The sequence below is a fragment of the Kluyvera georgiana ATCC 51603 genome (genome assembly GCF_001654985.1).
Classification (GTDB): Bacteria; Pseudomonadota; Gammaproteobacteria; order Enterobacterales; family Enterobacteriaceae; genus Kluyvera; species Kluyvera georgiana.
In genome coordinates this window covers 1-15628 of sequence record NZ_LXEU01000073.1, presented here as the reverse complement: position 1 = coordinate 15628, position 15628 = coordinate 1, and the positions used below count along the sequence as shown (strand labels likewise).

General features: G+C 45.3%; 25 protein-coding genes. 9 read left to right on the top strand and 16 right to left on the bottom strand.

Features of this window, described 5'->3' with window-relative positions:
* From M989_RS18410 to M989_RS18390, 5 genes are all read left to right on the top strand, one after another.
* A partial coding sequence (locus tag M989_RS18410; RefSeq protein WP_157093570.1) for a JAB domain-containing protein occupies positions 1–427 on the top strand: 427 nt, incomplete at its 5' end.
* 8 nt (positions 428–435) lie between these two features.
* Positions 436–657, top strand: coding sequence for a DUF987 domain-containing protein (locus M989_RS18405; RefSeq protein WP_003031346.1), 222 nt, complete (start codon positions 436–438; stop codon positions 655–657).
* Between the two features lie 17 nt (positions 658–674).
* Positions 675–992: a type IV toxin-antitoxin system YeeU family antitoxin gene (locus M989_RS18400; protein ID WP_003031347.1), complete on the top strand. Its 318-nt coding sequence runs from the start codon at positions 675–677 to the stop codon at positions 990–992.
* A 20-nt stretch (positions 993–1012) separates the two neighbouring features.
* Complete coding sequence (gene ykfI / locus M989_RS18395; RefSeq protein WP_003031349.1) at positions 1013–1354, top strand: type IV toxin-antitoxin system toxin YkfI; 342 nt, start codon at positions 1013–1015, stop codon at positions 1352–1354.
* Positions 1355–1900: 546 nt separating this feature from the next.
* Positions 1901–3184, top strand: a complete 1284-nt coding sequence (locus M989_RS18390; RefSeq protein ID WP_064547693.1) for a tyrosine-type recombinase/integrase — start codon at positions 1901–1903, stop codon at positions 3182–3184.
* 22 nt (positions 3185–3206) lie between these two features.
* Here M989_RS18390 and M989_RS18385 read toward each other — a convergent pair whose 3' ends face one another.
* From M989_RS18385 to M989_RS25910, 12 genes are all read right to left on the bottom strand, one after another.
* Positions 3207–3665, bottom strand: coding sequence for a hypothetical protein (locus tag M989_RS18385; RefSeq protein WP_032748134.1), 459 nt, complete (start codon positions 3663–3665; stop codon positions 3207–3209).
* 65 nt (positions 3666–3730) lie between these two features.
* The gene (locus M989_RS18380; RefSeq protein WP_064547691.1) at positions 3731–5587 is read right to left on the bottom strand and encodes a hypothetical protein; all 1857 of its coding nucleotides are present in this window, start codon (positions 5585–5587) and stop codon (positions 3731–3733) included.
* Entirely contained in the window at positions 5587–5775 is a 189-nt protein-coding gene (locus tag M989_RS24825) for an uL22 family ribosomal protein (protein WP_072050011.1), read from the bottom strand. The genes M989_RS18380 and M989_RS24825 overlap by 1 nt, the downstream gene beginning before the upstream one ends.
* A 110-nt stretch (positions 5776–5885) precedes the next feature.
* Complete coding sequence (locus tag M989_RS18375) at positions 5886–6926, bottom strand: major capsid protein (RefSeq protein WP_008321365.1); 1041 nt, start codon at positions 6924–6926, stop codon at positions 5886–5888.
* A gap of 16 nt (positions 6927–6942) precedes the next feature.
* A complete protein-coding gene (locus tag M989_RS18370) occupies positions 6943–7320 on the bottom strand; it encodes a hypothetical protein (protein ID WP_003026868.1) in 378 nt (125 codons plus the stop codon).
* 3 nt (positions 7321–7323) lie between these two features.
* A complete protein-coding gene (locus M989_RS25670; protein WP_003026872.1) occupies positions 7324–7545 on the bottom strand; it encodes a hypothetical protein in 222 nt (73 codons plus the stop codon).
* Positions 7546–8189: 644 nt separating this feature from the next.
* Positions 8190–8522: a hypothetical protein gene (locus M989_RS18365; RefSeq protein ID WP_064547690.1), complete on the bottom strand. Its 333-nt coding sequence runs from the start codon at positions 8520–8522 to the stop codon at positions 8190–8192.
* Positions 8512–8721 carry a hypothetical protein gene (locus tag M989_RS18360; protein ID WP_003026879.1) on the bottom strand — a complete coding sequence of 70 codons (210 nt, stop codon included), beginning with the start codon at positions 8719–8721 and terminating at the stop codon, positions 8512–8514. The genes M989_RS18365 and M989_RS18360 overlap by 11 nt, the downstream gene beginning before the upstream one ends.
* On the bottom strand, positions 8714–9097 hold the full coding sequence (locus M989_RS18355; protein ID WP_064547687.1) for a hypothetical protein: 384 nt from the start codon (positions 9095–9097) through the stop codon (positions 8714–8716). Before M989_RS18355 ends, M989_RS18360 begins: the two co-directional genes overlap by 8 nt.
* 109 nt (positions 9098–9206) lie before the next feature.
* Complete coding sequence (locus M989_RS24820; protein WP_008321362.1) at positions 9207–9488, bottom strand: hypothetical protein; 282 nt, start codon at positions 9486–9488, stop codon at positions 9207–9209.
* Between the two features lie 8 nt (positions 9489–9496).
* Positions 9497–10330: a winged helix-turn-helix domain-containing protein gene (locus tag M989_RS18350; RefSeq protein ID WP_045330366.1), complete on the bottom strand. Its 834-nt coding sequence runs from the start codon at positions 10328–10330 to the stop codon at positions 9497–9499.
* Positions 10331–10432: 102 nt separating this feature from the next.
* Positions 10433–10600: a hypothetical protein gene (locus M989_RS25910; protein WP_165602410.1), complete on the bottom strand. Its 168-nt coding sequence runs from the start codon at positions 10598–10600 to the stop codon at positions 10433–10435.
* Positions 10601–10871: 271 nt separating this feature from the next.
* On the opposite strand from M989_RS25910, the gene M989_RS26080 reads away from it, so the two are divergent.
* The 4 genes from M989_RS26080 (at position 10872) to M989_RS18335 (ending at position 13824) form a co-directional block, all read left to right on the top strand.
* Positions 10872–11060, top strand: a complete 189-nt coding sequence (locus M989_RS26080) for a hypothetical protein (RefSeq protein ID WP_209438774.1) — start codon at positions 10872–10874, stop codon at positions 11058–11060.
* Between the two features lie 1649 nt (positions 11061–12709).
* Positions 12710–13270, top strand: a complete 561-nt coding sequence (locus M989_RS18345) for a tyrosine-type recombinase/integrase (RefSeq protein WP_032750066.1) — start codon at positions 12710–12712, stop codon at positions 13268–13270.
* Between the two features lie 5 nt (positions 13271–13275).
* Complete coding sequence (locus M989_RS18340) at positions 13276–13479, top strand: hypothetical protein (protein ID WP_064547697.1); 204 nt, start codon at positions 13276–13278, stop codon at positions 13477–13479.
* Between the two features lie 75 nt (positions 13480–13554).
* Complete coding sequence (locus tag M989_RS18335) at positions 13555–13824, top strand: hypothetical protein (protein ID WP_032748138.1); 270 nt, start codon at positions 13555–13557, stop codon at positions 13822–13824.
* 44 nt (positions 13825–13868) lie between these two features.
* Here the strand turns inward: M989_RS18335 and M989_RS25665 are convergent, their stop codons facing one another.
* The 4 genes from M989_RS25665 to M989_RS25905 all read right to left on the bottom strand — a co-directional run bounded on the left by M989_RS25665 (position 13869) and on the right by M989_RS25905 (position 15278).
* Complete coding sequence (locus M989_RS25665; protein WP_123893700.1) at positions 13869–14057, bottom strand: hypothetical protein; 189 nt, start codon at positions 14055–14057, stop codon at positions 13869–13871.
* Positions 14058–14178: 121 nt separating this feature from the next.
* On the bottom strand, positions 14179–14652 hold the full coding sequence (locus M989_RS18330; protein ID WP_077254484.1) for a DUF1643 domain-containing protein: 474 nt from the start codon (positions 14650–14652) through the stop codon (positions 14179–14181).
* A gap of 96 nt (positions 14653–14748) precedes the next feature.
* Entirely contained in the window at positions 14749–15009 is a 261-nt protein-coding gene (locus tag M989_RS18325) for a hypothetical protein (RefSeq protein WP_032748139.1), read from the bottom strand.
* 110 nt (positions 15010–15119) lie between these two features.
* The gene (locus M989_RS25905; RefSeq protein ID WP_162934431.1) at positions 15120–15278 is read right to left on the bottom strand and encodes a hypothetical protein; all 159 of its coding nucleotides are present in this window, start codon (positions 15276–15278) and stop codon (positions 15120–15122) included.
* Positions 15279–15628 lie beyond the last annotated feature (350 nt).

Sequence of the window (15628 nt, the reverse complement as noted above, 5' to 3'; positions counted from 1 at the left end):
TCTCATTCAGCGGGCGCTCAGGGCTCTGGAGCGGCACCTGCATGAGCCTGGGGTAGCCTTCACCTCCACTCATGCCGTCCGGGAGTGGTTGCGGCTGCATATGGCCGCGCTTGAACGGGAAGAGTTCCGGGTGCTGTATCTGAACCAGCAGAACCAGTTGATTGCCCACGAAACCCTGTTTGCCGGTTCTATTAGCAGTACCGAGGTACATCCCCGCGAGGTGGTCAAGCGCGCTCTGTACTTCAACGCGGCAGCGGTAATACTGGCGCATAACCATCCTTCCGGCGAGACGACGCCCAGCCAGGCTGACAAAGCCCTCACGCAGCGACTGGTTCAGGTACTTCAACTGGTGGATATCCGTGTCCCTGACCATCTGATTGTCGGCGGCAGGCAAATCTATTCGTTCGCAGAACACGGTCTGCTGTGAGGTATTACATGAAAATTATCAGTAAACGCCGGGCAATGACGATATACCGCCAGCATCCTGAGTCCCGAATCTTTCGTTTCTGCACCGGCAAATACCAGTGGCACGGTAGCGTCTGCCATTACACCGGCAGGGACGTTCCGGATATCACAGGAGTCCTGGCGGTATACGCCGAACGCCGCCAGGACCGCGAGGGGCCTTATGCCTGCCTGATGAGCATCACCCTGAACTGACAATAAAGAGGTTATCAATGAGCAAAATCACATGGGGTCTGCAGCGTGATATCACGCCACGTCTGGGAGCCCGTCTGGTGCAGGAAGGCAACCGACTGCATTATCTGGCTGACCGGGCCAGCATGACCGGCAAGTTCAGTGACATCGAATACCGGAAGCTGGATGAAACATTCCCGCACTTTATCCGCCAGATGGAATCGATGCTGACCACTGGTGAACTCAGCACCCACCATGCCCACTGCGTTACCCTGTACCACAACGATTTAACCTGCGAAGCCGACACCCTTGGCAGTTGCGGCTACGTATACATCGCCATTTACCCCACTCAGCGTTAATTACCTTCACGAGAGCAAACATGAAAACTTTACCTGCAACAACTCAGCGGGCGGTGAAGCCCTGCCTGTCACCCGTGGCTGTCTGGCAAATGTTACTGACACGTCTGCTGGAACAGCACTATGGTCTGACAATAAACGACACGCCATTCTGCAATGAGGCTGTGATTAAGGAACACATCGATGCCGGTATCACCCTAGCCGATGCCGTGAATTTTCTGGTAGAAAAATACGAGCTGGTTCGTATAGACAGGAAGGGATTTAGCTGGCAGGAACAATCTCCTTATCTCCGGGCTGTAGACATTCTGCGAGCGCGGCAGGCAACTGGCTTGTTGCGGCAAAGCCGTAACAACGTAGTACGATGAACATTGCGTACAACCTTCCCGATTTACATTTCTGAACTTCCTCCCTTGTTTACCTATTGCGTAATGCGCCTGCTACTACCCGGCGGGCGCGTTATCTTTTTACGGACAAACAATCATGCAACCAGAAGTTGAAGTATTAACCGATCATAATGAGCTAATTTGTTCGAGCTTTATTGAACACATTGCCAACACATTAAATTTAGGAGTGGTGTAGACATGGACAACTAAACCTGCAGCCACGGATGTATAGTGAGCGAAGCCCTATCAGGCCTTTTTGGTCAGTAGATAAGATTGATCTTCGTTGATAGAATTTACTTACACCAGCTGTTACATGAAAATAATTTTTTGGTGGGAGAATGATAAGATCTTACGTAAGAATTTGATTTTAATGGTGCCGATAATAGGAGTCGAACACTCAATAAATTTCGTGTCTGGTCATCACCTGCCGACCTTCGCAACCGAATGATTTTTGAGCTATTTCACACTTTCTTAAAGGCCATTCATTCTTAGCAGAATAAACGCCCCGACACTTTAGACGGGGAAATCATGAAAGTAAACAAAGATGATCGCTATCTGATAACAGACGCTTACGGCGTGTATTACTGCCGGATAGTGCTTCCGGCGTATTTGCATGACGCTTTCGGAGGAAAGAAGACTCTTGTTCGAAGCCTCAAGACAAGCGATCTCCGTGTGGCACGACGCAAGCGGGATGCAATAGTGACTGAATACGAACGAGTGAGAGAGTTAGCCGCGCCGCCAAAGCCTGACAGCATTCAGGATACGATCAGCTATCTCCAAAGCGTGGCGAAGTATGCCAGAGCGTCACCAGTGGCACAAAGTGCAGAAACAAGAAATAGCAGGCGGGAACCTTCCGCAACACCCAATAATAACAAGGCTAACAAGCTCGTGCCCTCCTGCCCTTCACTGGTAGGTATGCTGGATGTGTATCTGTTACAAAATGCCGATGTTAAGAAGATTGGCACACTGTCAAAAGATAAACGAGCCGTTACTGTGTTTCTGTCTTATCTAAAACGCTCCGACATTCAGCTAAGTGACATTACCCGTACTACCGTAAGCGGATGGTGTGACTACATGAAAGAGAATGGTAGAGCCATACAAACACAGGCTAATTTCCTCTCTTCAATGGCTGGAATCCTCGATCTTGCCGCTGCCCGTTATCACGATGCCCCGCCGCTTGAAAAAAACCCTTTCAGAGGGCATAAGCTCAACACAGCAAAGAGCAGAGAAAGTTATGAAGCATTCACCGATCAGGATGTGATCGCCCTTCTGAGAGGCTTACAGGAAGCCGGAGAGGGGGAATTATTCGATGTGGCAAGCATTGCCGCTTACAGTGGGATGAGGCTTAATGAGATTTGCTCTATGAACGGTCACAGCATAGTGCAGATCGATAATGTATGGTGTTTCAAAATTTATGAAGGTAAGACTTCAAATGCCTGTAGGGTTATTCCTATACATTCTAAAATCCTGCCTATGGCTTTATCTCGAAGAGATAACCCCTACAACGGCTTTTTGTTCTATCGTGCCAGTATCACCAATCGTGAGGACGGCAAGCGCTCTACGTGGCACACACAGCGATTTACACGCATTAAACGGGCTATTCTGCCCGACGATGAAAACAAAGTGTTTCACTCGTACCGCCACACCTGGATCAGCAAGCTAAACGCCGCTGGAGTACCGGAGAGCCGTGTGGCAATTTTGGCGGGTCACGCACCAGGACAAACGGAGAGTTTCAAGACGTATTCTAAGAGTGTTCCTGATCGTATTGTGAAAGAATTGCAGAGTTATGTTGAGCTAATAAGCTACAAATGAAAAAAGGGGCGCAAGCCCCTTTTTAATCTTCTTGTTTGTCGAGGAGGTGTATTGCTTTCCAACATAAAAACATTGTGGCAATACTTGCGCCCTCGCCAATACTTTTCTCACATGCTACAGCGAATGCTTTATTCTGAACTTCTACCCAATCAAATTTGAAAGCATTCAATTCTTCAAGAGTGACTTTGTAATCATGTTTATGCGCATAATTATTTCTCACCTTGTTTATCGCTTTGAATGCAGAGTAGTATTTATTATTGAGCAAGCCCATAGCAAAAGCCAAATCTACTTTTAAATCATAAGAACGGGTAGATCTGAAAAATGCCTTAGGCTCAACAAGGTTCCTTGAAATTAATGTCTCAAGAACTTTTTCAATAAATAGATGCCCCTTCAAAATCGGAGATAATTCCTCTTCTGCAAATACAAGGCGCTCCATAACATGCTGGTCAAGTTCTTCGGAAGACAAATCATCAAAGTTCAATTTAGATTCCTTCAATTTAAATTCAGCACCGACATTTTAGCATAGCCTCCATGCGACAACACAAGTTAGCCACCCGTTGATGATTGACCGCTTAATGCTGACAACGTGAGCGATTGCATGAAGCTGGCTTGTGAAGCTCTCGCCTGGAAATCGACATAATCAGCAAGGCGCGAAGCGTCACTCTGAATTGTTAGCGGTACTTGTGGCGCTACTGTCAGATTAAACACTGGTGCAAGGTTGTACGCTGGCGCGTTACCGCTGGTTAGTGACATTGCAGAACCACGAAGAGAATCACCATTTAGGCTGTATTGATTTGCCGCTGTTCCAGCATTACCACCACCAACGCCCAACCAATCCATGATTGCAGGGCCAAAATCGCGAGTGTCCACGCCCGTCTTAGATTTAATCCAATCCGCTGTAGCATTCGCAGAACCACCCACAGCACCATCGTAGAGCGCCTGGGCCGCTGGCTTATCGCTATCATTGAACCACTGAGGGAAACGAGAACGAAGCCCTGCATTTAGATCAGACACTACGCCGGAAATCTCACCAACAAAGCCCGTCACCTGTTTAGCCAGATCTCCTAATCCCTCTCCAAGCATTCCAGCCGATTCGGTGATCACTTTGGTGTTCTTCACGAGGTCATCACCACCATCGGCGAAGCCTTTCATAAAGCCAGTAAAGAGGCTGTTATCAACGCCATTCATCAGATTACCCATAGCCACAGACAGATCGCCATACTCATAAACCTGCTTGATCATTTCGTCATTCAGCGTCTGACCACTATCAACGAGGCTTTTTAGCGTCTTGTTAAACTCTGCACCATTATTCAGGAATAGATCCGTGTAGTGCATCAGGTCATCACCTAATGATTCGATCAAATTACCAATCTGGGCCTGGCTAAAGCCTCTACGCTGCCCTTCATTCACAGTTGCCTGGATGAAGTCCAGAGGTCTATTTTGAAATTTCTTAACGTCCTCAATGTTCCAGCCAAACTTATTCATGATAGTTGTGATCCCGCCGTCGCCGCCTGTCCATTTTCCATCTTTGAACTGTCCATTTGTAACAGTCATAGCAAGGCGCTCACGTACATCTTTCATGTTATCGACGGCCTTAGACGTGTTAGCGGAGTCTACGCCGTGTTGCTGCCCCCATGCTACCATAGTCTTGATTGCATTAGGATTTGTCTTAACAAGAGCCGACTGTCGCACCAGGTCGAGATTCTCATTCCCTTTGTCAACAATTCGCTGCCCCACTCCGAGGGAGCCAGCCGTTAACGCAAGGCTTCCTAATACCCCACCGCCGATGATGCCGTTTATACCTCTTTCTTTAATGTTAGCCGCCGCCCCTTTATAATCCATTCTCTTCTCTTGACGCTGTGCAATCGCTTGTTGTTGTGTGCTGGCAGTGATACGGGCTTGTAATGCAGCAACACGGCGTAAATCGGTGATACGTTCACGAATGGTAAAATTCATTCTCTGAGAAGAGATAACCCCTTTACGGAATTGTTCAGTTTGTTCCTGAATGAACTTTAAAGCCTCGTATTGTTTTGCAGGGTCTACGCCGTATTTTCCAGCAATTCCGCGAAGCTGTAAGCCAGCAGATTTAAATTTAATGTCTGCTGTTTCATTACGTTTAGCTATTTTGGCTTGTTCCCTTGCCTGAGTTTTAGCAGCTTTATCTGCAATACGTTGTTGTTTAGATTCTGACGATTTAACAGCGTTTTTTAGTTTAGCATCATCGGAAAGGGCTTCCGCTCTTCGCTGATTCTGTTTAAATGTCTTAAATCTGATCTTAGGGTCTTGAATCTTAGCGAAGTGTTTTTGTAAGTCAGCAGCAGCTTTTTTAGCTTCTGCCATACTCGCTTTATCCACCGTAAACGTAACTACGTTTGAGATCTTACTTACATTCAGCTCTAACATTATTTGCTTTCCTTGCTGGTTAGATAATGTAGAGCATCACTAACACTCATCCCTTTATGTAAAAGCTGGCGTAAATGTGTCGGGCTTACTTCCAGCAAACGAGCTACAGCAGAGAGATTTAATAGTTGTTCTGCTGTTGAATTATCAAGGTGCAGATGAACACCTTTACTCTTTAAAATGATTTCCATTGTTTAAACTCCATAGAGGGAAGAATACAAAGTATTTCCCTCCTTACAAATAAAAAAGGGGAAAGCGTATTTCTACGCCCTCCCCTATGCTCATGATTTTCTATTTATGGTCAGCTTGCTGAAACGCTACCGAAAACAATAGCCGTAGGAATGTTGTTAATCGCTAAATAGCTGGTTTCCGTTGCAATAGATGGGAATTGCCATTTAGCATCTGAAACAACATACTGATTGTGAAGGGTGGCAGACTTGCCAAGCGTCAGATGACGAACACCAATACCAGTATGAAGAACAAGCGCGTTTGCAGTGTCAGCCATGCGTGGGATGTAGGCGAAGCCGTCCACACCGATCTTGTCACTAATGAGGCTATAGCCTGTCACATCGATCACCGTGATCCCGTTCAGAGTCCACACCTCGTAAGCAGGGTTACTCTCTACAGTTCGTGTATAGAAGTTGTCAGAACTATTTACGCTTAGGGTGTACACCATAAAATCTTTAATAGATGGATGGTAACGCAGAGCCTTAGCAGCAGCGCCAGAAGCCAGGATCACAGCACCTTGTTTCTGTTGTGCCAGCCCTTCACCAAGAGCCACATTCTGAATACGGGCAATCTCGCTTAGTTGTTCGAAGATGTTCGCAGTGTCGGAAGTGTCCAGGGTGTATTCTGTACGAGTACCGCCAGCAAGGAAATCAAGATCGCCTTGTCCTGCATAGTCGCTATTAACACGAAGTCCTAACAGAGCATTCACCAGATCAATTTCAACGGCGTTTTCTGCCATAGAATACTGGCTATCTGAGAAATCACTCAATGCAATTGACACCTGATCGGCAGTGTCAGCAATTCCACGCGCGGCGTATTGTTGCAGGTCAAGAGAGGTTACACTGTTTAGAATACCGTGGTATTTAAGCTGGTATAGTGCATTGCTAAATTCTGGACGTTGTGCAGAGTTCCAATCGCTTTGAGCGTATGGGCTATTTTCCTTAGCCACCAGATTTTTAACATCGGTAATCTTTTCGAGGGCGATCAGATTTACGTTGTGGGATTCCTGACGGAATAAGCCCAGATTTGAAATAATACGGTTTAGCTGAGTGCTGAAAGTGAACGGGCTTGTAAAACTGTCGTACACTACACCAGAGAATAAATCTTTAGACATTATTTTAATTTCCTTATTAGGTAGTGCGTAGTGCTACAGTGTCAAAATCAGTGAAAGTAAAGCCAAGGGTTGCTAATTGCGCTTGAGCCAGAGATTTATCCAGGCTTCCAAATTCAACGCCAACCAGGGCTAAAATAGTATGTTCTGGAGAAGCTACAATAAACGCCTTATCACCAGCGCGTGCAGGTTCTACGACAACATACGCAATGTCACCAGGGGTGGCAGCTTTTGCACCTGTTGCGGTTACGAGATCGCCAACAATGAGATCGGCAGGAATACCGGATTCCACACGGATCAGCTTGTCCTGCATAATTGCATCAGATGCGTAAGCCACCACTTTATAACGGGCGTGGCTGTTATCCCCGTTTAATGTTTGAAATGTTCCAAATTGCATTGGTTATTTTCCTTTTGCTATTGCTATTATTTTTAATCGTTTCTCAAGCCCTGATAATGGGTGAGGGGTATTTGATTTTGTGATCGTGGCGGTAGGCCAGAATTTTTCTGTAGCCGCTCGAATCTCTTCTACACTTACTCCGAATACATCAGCAGCTTGTTTAATCATCTTTTCAGTGAGGACAAGTGAAGAGGATTTGTGAGTGATCACACGGTCATAGTTCATTAGAAAAATTGCTTTGTTTCCTTAACAAATTTGTTACTACAGGGGTGAAATAAACCCCAATTAAGGGGCTTATTGGGAGGCTGGCAATCTTAGGAGGAAATCCAGCCGAGATTATTAAACGTGTTTCCACGCTGGCAATAATAATCTATGGAATCTCATTAGCTATTCAACCTTTCGGGAAGCTCAATAATTAATAAGAGGGGTGCTTACATTACTGTAAGCTACAGGCAAACCATTATTCAAACACTTGATCATGTAGACATGAAACAGTTTCCCATTCATTTAAATAATGTCGTCTGACAACTACACGTTGTTATAAACAAAGTAATAGCTGTAAAGAGCGGAATTGCTCTTCTATAAAATCACTCGTTGTGAATTATTGCTTTCAAAGGGAAGGTGTTCTCCACCGGATACCCCCTATTTATTGAGAAGAGGCAATAAATAAAGCAGTGGAGAATCCTTGCTAGAAACAAACGAAACGTAGCAATAAAGAACACAACCAAAAATCAAGAGGAATGATTTTAGAGAAGAGGACTATCCCTACAAGGGGAGGAATAGCCATCTATGGGAGAAGTGATTCGAATACTTACCCTATAACTTATTATGACATAAAAAGCACAAATTGTCAAGCTATTTCGTAACACTTATGTTATAGCGCATTCCTCTGTAATACCAGAGGATTTGAATTCTTCAATAATTTCATCCACTTGCTCTTTAACATCCTGAATGCTTGCTACAAGTTCGTTAAGCTCTTCCAGCAATGCCGGATCATCCTGTAGCCCTTCAACCTGCATACAAGCTGTAGAGATGCTCCCTAACTCGCTACAAGCCGTCATCATAAGCGCCACCACCTGCATCAGGCTTTGCGGTGTTCTGTCTCTCTGCATGGTGTTTACAGCTTCCAGGAGTGGGGCGTGATGTTCATAGTGGAATTGGTGCAGGACGTCTGTTAGCCATTCTGTGTGATTATTCTGCATCTTGCATACGCTCCTTAATAGCTTTGATAGCCTGAATCCCTGCCAGGAATGGCGCGGCCTCTGTAGCCAGTACATCAACGATAAGTGAGATCTCTTCTATTTTATTTTCTTTTTCGAGAGAGAGGGCTTGTCCGAATAGGTATTCTACGTATTCAACACGTTCTTTAAAATGTGGGTGTTGTGTGATTTCTTCAATCATAGTTGTCATTCTCCGTTAAAAATAAGCCGTCAAGTTCTCTCAATCCGGCTACGGTGTTATTTATCTGGTTATAAGTGATGTAATGCTCAAGGGATGAGAAGCCCAGGCATTGCCATTTCTTCAAATTTGAATCATCCCAACTATAAACTTTGCGTCTACGTGGTTTGTAATACAATCCGCTCGAACTTTCGAGAAGATCATTTAACGCGGCCCACTCTTCCACAGAGGGCGGTGTTGAATGTACTTCTGTCATTGTTTCAATTAATTCCCCTGGAATTTCTTCCAGAGATTTTACATAAAGACGGGTGTTTTTTTTGATTCTGCTTTTATTCTCTCGCTCAAGGCGGGAGAGCGTATTTCTTTCTTTTCGTCCCATTAATTCCTCGTAGAGGGAAACTTCCGTTTGTTCTCGTTAATGTCCATACTGCGTAAAATGCAAATAACCAATACATAGCGATGATCATAAAAGTTTCCCGTATTGTTTCTTAGTTGGTTGTAGTAATGAAGCTCACCGCTTCGTTTACGGTAATGTCGTAATACTTGCCGTGGCGTTCCATTGTAATAACGGCTGCATCGTGCATTAATAACATCCAATAACGCGCCCCGCTTTCGCTTATACCCACACCATCAGCAATGTGTTTCACGGTGGCTTTTATTGCTCCGCTTTCACGTTTAAGAGATGCAAGGTGATAATAAAGACGTTGGCAGACAGTGTTACATTCTATTTGATGATGTGTGGCTTCGTTCAATAGGTATAGTTTATTCAATGTTACTCCTAAGTTTGTTGTGATCGTTCGTATGCTCCGCGTTTGGTTTTAAGATACTGGATTGAATGTTGATTTATTAACTTCCCCTGACTCTCAAACATTGCCAGATAAGGCAAATCAAAGTCATTAAATCCAGTAAACTGATCTGCATCGTTGTAGCGTTCCAAATACCACCAATCCCGGTTTTCATCTCGTGGCGTTTTAAACTCGAACGGGGAGACGGTTTGCTGTTTGGAGGGTGCTTTCCTTGCCGCTGGTTTCTTCGTGGGCTTTGGCTTGGGTGCTGGCTTCACTTTTTCCGGCGCTGGCGCTTCCTCTTCCGGTGCTTCGTCAAGGTCACACATCGGATCGTCGCTTTGCTCCTCCGGCTGAACGGCTGGCGCGGATTCTTTGGCGTTACCAAACACGGGATGTTTCAGACAATCCACCCAGACAGGCTTTTTTGCCGTCCCGGTGTTACGTTCGAGAAGAAATAATTCTGGAGTGAGATCGACAACTGTCCATTCGTAAGTTTTTCCAAATCTCTTTTTGGTTAGCAGTCCGGCGGCTTCCATTCTGCCAATTGCACTGCTCACTGTACCAACGTCAGAAACACCGATTGCCTCAGCGATACTTTCAATGGTGTCGTAGTGCTTACCAGTTGTATAATACTTATTGTCTGTTGATTGGTCGGTGAATAAATGAAATCTCTTTCGGAGGATCATGTATGATAATTTATCGTTACCGATTAGCTTTACTGACTCGCCTGTTTTGAGATTTGTAATTCGAGTTGCTGATAATAATGCTTCTTCGATTGAGGCGTATTTGTATACTTCCCCGTCGATAAAGTTGTTCTTTGCCATCGTTGTTTGCTCCTATGTATGCTCAGTAAATTACGAATGCTCTTCATTTAGTTTTCTCCGCTTCTCATTCGTGGGGTGGGTGTTAACGCTGGAACGCTGCTATTACGCGCCAGCTTTCGAGTATTTGACCGCCAGACTTTGGCATTCTTCAAGAAGGAGTGCGCTTACGCTCATTTTTCGGCGCTTCGCTTCTTTGAATAAAATCTGAAATGTCTCATCCGGGATCATTAACGATGTGGACGGCGGTAGTTTGGTTTTCTTCTCGATCATTCTGGTTTCTCCTTCTGGGTTAGCTGGTCACTGGGGTGAAGTTTGGCGTTGCTCGCCATTCATCAAAGCGTCGGATCGCTTCTTCGAACATCTCCACTCTATCTGGCTGTTCTCGCTTACGTGCTCGGACAAGTGAACTGTAAACAAGTGTTCGTGTTGTTCGGCCTGTGATCAAATCCGCGTAGATTTGGTCAACATTGAAGTAACGCATGTTGTTTGCTCCTGTTTGGTTTTCTCCAGACGCAAAAAAGCCCCCGCACCAAAAAACCTGGTGGAGGCTGCAATTCATGCGTATGGAATGTTGTTAGATGAGGTAGATGATAATGATTATCACCATACTTTTAATAATACACTAAAAGCACACTTGCTGTCAAGCTATTTTTCAATAACTTCGAAAAAGTCAAGCGCATTACATGCTTTTCACCAAAAACCTGGGGTTGCTGTCAATCAAAATTTATGATAGAAATTGCCACCAGAGACGACAGCCATAATAAACACACAAAACAGTCTGTAACGCTCTCTGCGGCGTTCTAACGCATTCAGGCTACCAATCCTAACCACCCTATTAAAATCGCTCTACGGGCTTCCTGTGCGTTCTGGTGACGTATGGCGCACCTCTGGCACTTACTCCCGAAACCAATAGCACAACTACAGAGGGATAACGGTAGTTATCAGGATAGTAGGTGTTGGTATTGGATTGAGGCTGGATGAACTGGAGCCATCAGCGAACAGTGAAGCCTTAGCCACTGACTTACTGAAACCTTGCATGGGTGAACGTTAGTTCATGAATGGATGGTTGAAGTTAGTCAGCTTATCAGATGGACAATCAACGGTAGTTGGTTGGTCAGATGGTAATTCCGCGCACAGCGCAATGGTATTCGCCCACGGCGAAAGCGATCTCTTGCCGATGGCAAATAATCGTTCGTGCCTGACTCTCGTCAGAAACGAAGTTTGCACGAGTTCAGAAGATACAGAGTAACGCTTTGCTGCGTCGTGAGCGGCTGACCGAGGAGCCACCCAAAGGCGAAACAGGTCACTTGCCAGGCGATACACGCCAGCAAATGATCTTTGCGACAAGCGCAAAACACAGATCTTTTAGAAATCTCTTTCTTTAGAATCGATTTCTAAAATCTCTTTCTATTGGGCGGGTTTTTCCCTGGTATCAGTGCCGAATACTTGGGTTTTTCCCGTGTATCCATTCTGAACAGTCGGGTTTTTCCCGTGTATCCATTCTGAACAGTCGGGTTTTTCCCGTGTATCCTTCATCCTGCTAATTTCGATAGACGGGTTTTTCCCCGTGTATTACGAGAGTACCAAAACGTTACTTTCAGCCCTTCCCCCAACGGTAGACCGTCGCCCTGCTCACTACGAATCGCACATACAACAACACCTAAGATTAATCTTAGATTAACCAAAGGTTATCCCTATCAAACTAGAGCGTAATCCGCTGGTAATTCGCAGGTAAAGAAGGCCATTAATACGGGGGAAAGTTGCCATAGCCATCAAGATAGTAACAAATGAAACTATCACTCATGTTACATAAAACCTTACGCCGTGCGGCTCACAGCGATCATTGTCCACAATGAGCACTTCATGATAGGTGCAATGTGTTGAACGAGTTTTCTAAATTGAAACGATGTTTCTTTTTCCATGCTCAGAATCCATTCATTTGATAATCATTCTCAACAACTCAAATCACACCACCACAAATGAGAAAGCTTCTCATTTACAGTGCAATGCCTCTACCTCAAGGTTGTGTAGTAATGTGAGATAGAACACCCAACCTATTGATTTAATTAACACACATCGCTTTACCTTCACCCTTCCTCTCTATGGTATGCAATGAATCTGCATAAACCGTGCATAGCCTCGCCAGTATTTGGCAACGTTCAAACATCTGTTTAGACTTGCCAACATTATGATTTTGTTAAGGATATTTCGTATTTGTGCGAGTTTTGAACAGGAGGCCGTGCTTCTTCGCGTTCAGTAGTGCTGGAAATGGCGCAACCTTCCACCACCTTCAATAAAAATGTGAGATTGAATAGTTGTAACTAACTGAAAATGATCATAATCTTATTTCACAGTTTCAAGATTGATGGAGATAAGTTGATGGCGACCACGAAGATAATCACCCAAGCAGAGGCGTTTAAGCTGATAAGCTGGCTTGAGAGTCATAACAAACAGCTATTCGCAGACGTAGCGGTAACAATGGCCTCTTTATGCTTACGTGTCGGGGATACGGTGAATTTGAAGTTCAGCCAGTTCAAGGAGGGAAATACGCTGGAAGTGCTGGAGAGTAAGACGGGCAAGAAGAAAGAAATCATCGTCCCTGCCAAGGTGTGGGAGATTGTAGAACGTCGCCGCCAGGCCTTCCCGAAAGACGAATACGTTTTCACGTCACACAGCAACCGTGCATCAGGAAAATCGCCTGTCAGCCGTGAACAGGTGAACCGTGAGATCAAACAGGCTGCGGAGAGTGTCGGGATTAAAGGAACGGTAGGCTGTCACAGCTTTAGAAAATTTGCATCTACACAAATTTTTGAGCAATCCAATGGCAACCTTGCCTTAGCAATGAAAGCGCTGAACCATTCAGATCCTAAAGTGACCATGAACTATTTGAAGATTGACGTTAAAAGCGTGGGCGCTGCCCTTGCAAACATTTGGGAGTGATCAACATGAAACGCTTACTTTACGTGCTGGTACTGCTGCCGCTGGCGACTCATGCAGGACAAATTACGATGACTCACCCAGAGGAGGAACAGACGGAGAACGGAAAAACGCTATGCACGTATCAGAACAGCAATTACCTGTTCACCTACGTAACTGAGGGGAAATGTCCCTATACGAAAACCTTCAATACAGAGGATTCGGAAGAGTGAAAAAGGAAGAAGAGCTAATCACCAGCTTTATCTGGTGTGGTGCTACGGTGTGCGTTTATACGCAGGTAGTGAAGTTTGCAGGGACGACAATACAGCGTCACCTGTTACCAACAAACCTTAGAAGAGCAGTTGATCAGCAAGTGGCAGGGGCCGCCAACCACCAAGAAGCCAGCCCCCGCCGTATTCAACATTCCCAACGGAGAGAAGGAAATGCAGAACAGCAGCATTATGGCGTTAGCGCTCGCGCTGTGCAACGCAGAACGAGGTCAAGCGGTTAAAGTACCAGCAATGACAGGAAGCCAGCTTCATTTGCTTATGATGTGGCTACGGGCTTTACAGGAATGATACGAGGGGGCATGATGCCCCCTTTTTTATTGTTAGAGTAATTATCAATCAATAGGATAGGCATCATCAAAACAATCATCACACACCGGATGATCTTGTACATAAGAAGTTGCAGGGTTATCGCAAAATTCACACTGTTCACCTGGTGGTGGTGTAGACTCATCACAAGCTACGCAGTAACCATCTTCTTCGTTGTACTCAGCCCCGCACTCTTCACACGTAATCATACCCATTTCTAATCTCCCATTGCAGTAGGTTTCAACACCTGAGATCACCCAAGGTTAAAAGGGATTATGGGGTTAATGACGTTGTTTCACAATACGGAATAGGTAAACTCACCGGATACCTTACCAATTAAATAAAGGGAATTAGCGCTGTGTCACCATGTACATAGAGGGGGTGTTTAGGCTCACCTGTTGCATTGATTTTAAAGCATTTTGTATCAGCGGGCAGTAAAGCACGTATTGCAGCAGAACGTTGCAAATGCCGTCCCTCATTGCCCCATGCAGCAACCACTACGCCAGCATTAACTACCGTTTCAACTATGTAGAGATCATTATCAGCACCAACCGGATCAGCAGCTTTCATCATCTCAAAGCGGTTTGTATGTACGAATGCAAAGAGGTTAACGATGCGTACACCGCCCATCCCCCACCTTTGAGCAAACGAGATACAGCGCCCAAGCGTGGGATCATCTTGTTCAGCGTCAGCATAAGAAGGGTTCAGACCTATAAAGACCGCATAGGGCTTTGTTTCATCCCAAGTTCTGGCTATCGAATAGCGATACTGTTTGCAATCTGAGAACACTGCGTATTTTAACATTTCCATTTGAATACCTTTGTTTGAGTGGCTCTATTATCCATAACAGGTTTATCAAGTTGCTAAGCGCCAGGCCTCCGTTAATACAAGAAACTTCCGACGGCTTCATGCGTTAGCGACTGCGTACAGCACATCAACCAGCTTCACGGCATCCACATCATTCCAGACCCAATAAGATGGTAACTGATGATGGTTATCGCTATCAGGTTTCCCCAAAACACTCTGAACGATAGCTTGGTGATCTTGCGATGCGGTCACACGCACACTATGTGCCATTTGCATGAAACAAGTTAACCCTTTCAGGTCATCACGTCTGATGTTTTTCTTATGCGTGTCTACGTTCTGGGATGTGACAGTGATCTGCATAGTCTCTTCTCTCTGATGGTTAGGATTAATCTCAGGTTATCCAGAGAGCAGAAAATGTGCAACTAACAGATTTTGGACAATAGCAGCCAATAAGCCCATTGGTGATCGCCTTAAAACATAGCGTTAGCCGCTCGCGCTAATTTAATCTCTGCCTCTTCTTCCTGCTTCTTAGCAAGCCAGGCTTTACCCTCTGGCGTAGCCAGGAATTTACGGGCATGAATTTTACGGTTGTTGCGCTTTGTCGCGGCGCTTTTGGTAGCATTTGCCATGTTCTCACCTCGATTTGCTAATTTTCCTATACGGATCAGTACACTGGAGGCTATCCAAAATTGAGGAACAATGACAAATACAAAACCTTTGGGTAATACATCACCTTTACGTGCCGTGATGGGCACATAAGAGAAAGGGAGCGTAGCGACTTCATTAGAAGTTCCGGCAATGTATCAATAACGTGATTTATCAGGTGATCGTTGTGTTCCGGTGATCGCTACCGTGGCAGAGCCGGATTCTTTCCCGATCCGGTTAGTGTCCCATCATTTACGCCTGTTTATCCATCCATCCCAGCGCCACACAAAGCCCAGAGGCTTACGAATGGATCTGTTATGAACTGCCTGATCTT

Bases quoted from the DNA above. Each gene is read 5' to 3' on its own strand.
- M989_RS18350 (WP_045330366.1), bottom strand. From the start codon at position 10,330: ATGGCAAAGAACAACTTTATCGACGGGGAAGTATACAAATACGCCTCA.
- M989_RS24825 (WP_072050011.1), bottom strand. From the start codon at position 5,775: ATGGAAATCATTTTAAAGAGTAAAGGTGTTCATCTGCACCTTGATAAT.
- M989_RS18375 (WP_008321365.1), bottom strand. From the start codon at position 6,926: ATGTCTAAAGATTTATTCTCTGGTGTAGTGTACGACAGTTTTACAAGC.
- M989_RS18330 (WP_077254484.1), bottom strand. From the start codon at position 14,652: ATGGAAATGTTAAAATACGCAGTGTTCTCAGATTGCAAACAGTATCGC.
- M989_RS18380 (WP_064547691.1), bottom strand. From the start codon at position 5,587: ATGTTAGAGCTGAATGTAAGTAAGATCTCAAACGTAGTTACGTTTACG.
- M989_RS18390 (WP_064547693.1), top strand. From the start codon at position 1,901: ATGAAAGTAAACAAAGATGATCGCTATCTGATAACAGACGCTTACGGC.
- M989_RS18325 (WP_032748139.1), bottom strand. From the start codon at position 15,009: ATGCAGATCACTGTCACATCCCAGAACGTAGACACGCATAAGAAAAAC.
- M989_RS18345 (WP_032750066.1), top strand. From the start codon at position 12,710: ATGGCGACCACGAAGATAATCACCCAAGCAGAGGCGTTTAAGCTGATA.
- ykfI (WP_003031349.1), top strand. From the start codon at position 1,013: ATGAAAACTTTACCTGCAACAACTCAGCGGGCGGTGAAGCCCTGCCTG.
- M989_RS18405 (WP_003031346.1), top strand. From the start codon at position 436: ATGAAAATTATCAGTAAACGCCGGGCAATGACGATATACCGCCAGCAT.
- M989_RS25905 (WP_162934431.1), bottom strand. From the start codon at position 15,278: ATGGCAAATGCTACCAAAAGCGCCGCGACAAAGCGCAACAACCGTAAA.
- M989_RS25665 (WP_123893700.1), bottom strand. From the start codon at position 14,057: ATGGGTATGATTACGTGTGAAGAGTGCGGGGCTGAGTACAACGAAGAA.
- M989_RS18365 (WP_064547690.1), bottom strand. From the start codon at position 8,522: ATGCAGAATAATCACACAGAATGGCTAACAGACGTCCTGCACCAATTC.
- M989_RS18360 (WP_003026879.1), bottom strand. From the start codon at position 8,721: ATGATTGAAGAAATCACACAACACCCACATTTTAAAGAACGTGTTGAA.
- M989_RS25910 (WP_165602410.1), bottom strand. From the start codon at position 10,600: ATGATCGAGAAGAAAACCAAACTACCGCCGTCCACATCGTTAATGATC.
- M989_RS18370 (WP_003026868.1), bottom strand. From the start codon at position 7,320: ATGCAATTTGGAACATTTCAAACATTAAACGGGGATAACAGCCACGCC.
- M989_RS18400 (WP_003031347.1), top strand. From the start codon at position 675: ATGAGCAAAATCACATGGGGTCTGCAGCGTGATATCACGCCACGTCTG.
- M989_RS25670 (WP_003026872.1), bottom strand. From the start codon at position 7,545: ATGAACTATGACCGTGTGATCACTCACAAATCCTCTTCACTTGTCCTC.
- M989_RS18355 (WP_064547687.1), bottom strand. From the start codon at position 9,097: ATGGGACGAAAAGAAAGAAATACGCTCTCCCGCCTTGAGCGAGAGAAT.
- M989_RS18340 (WP_064547697.1), top strand. From the start codon at position 13,276: ATGAAACGCTTACTTTACGTGCTGGTACTGCTGCCGCTGGCGACTCAT.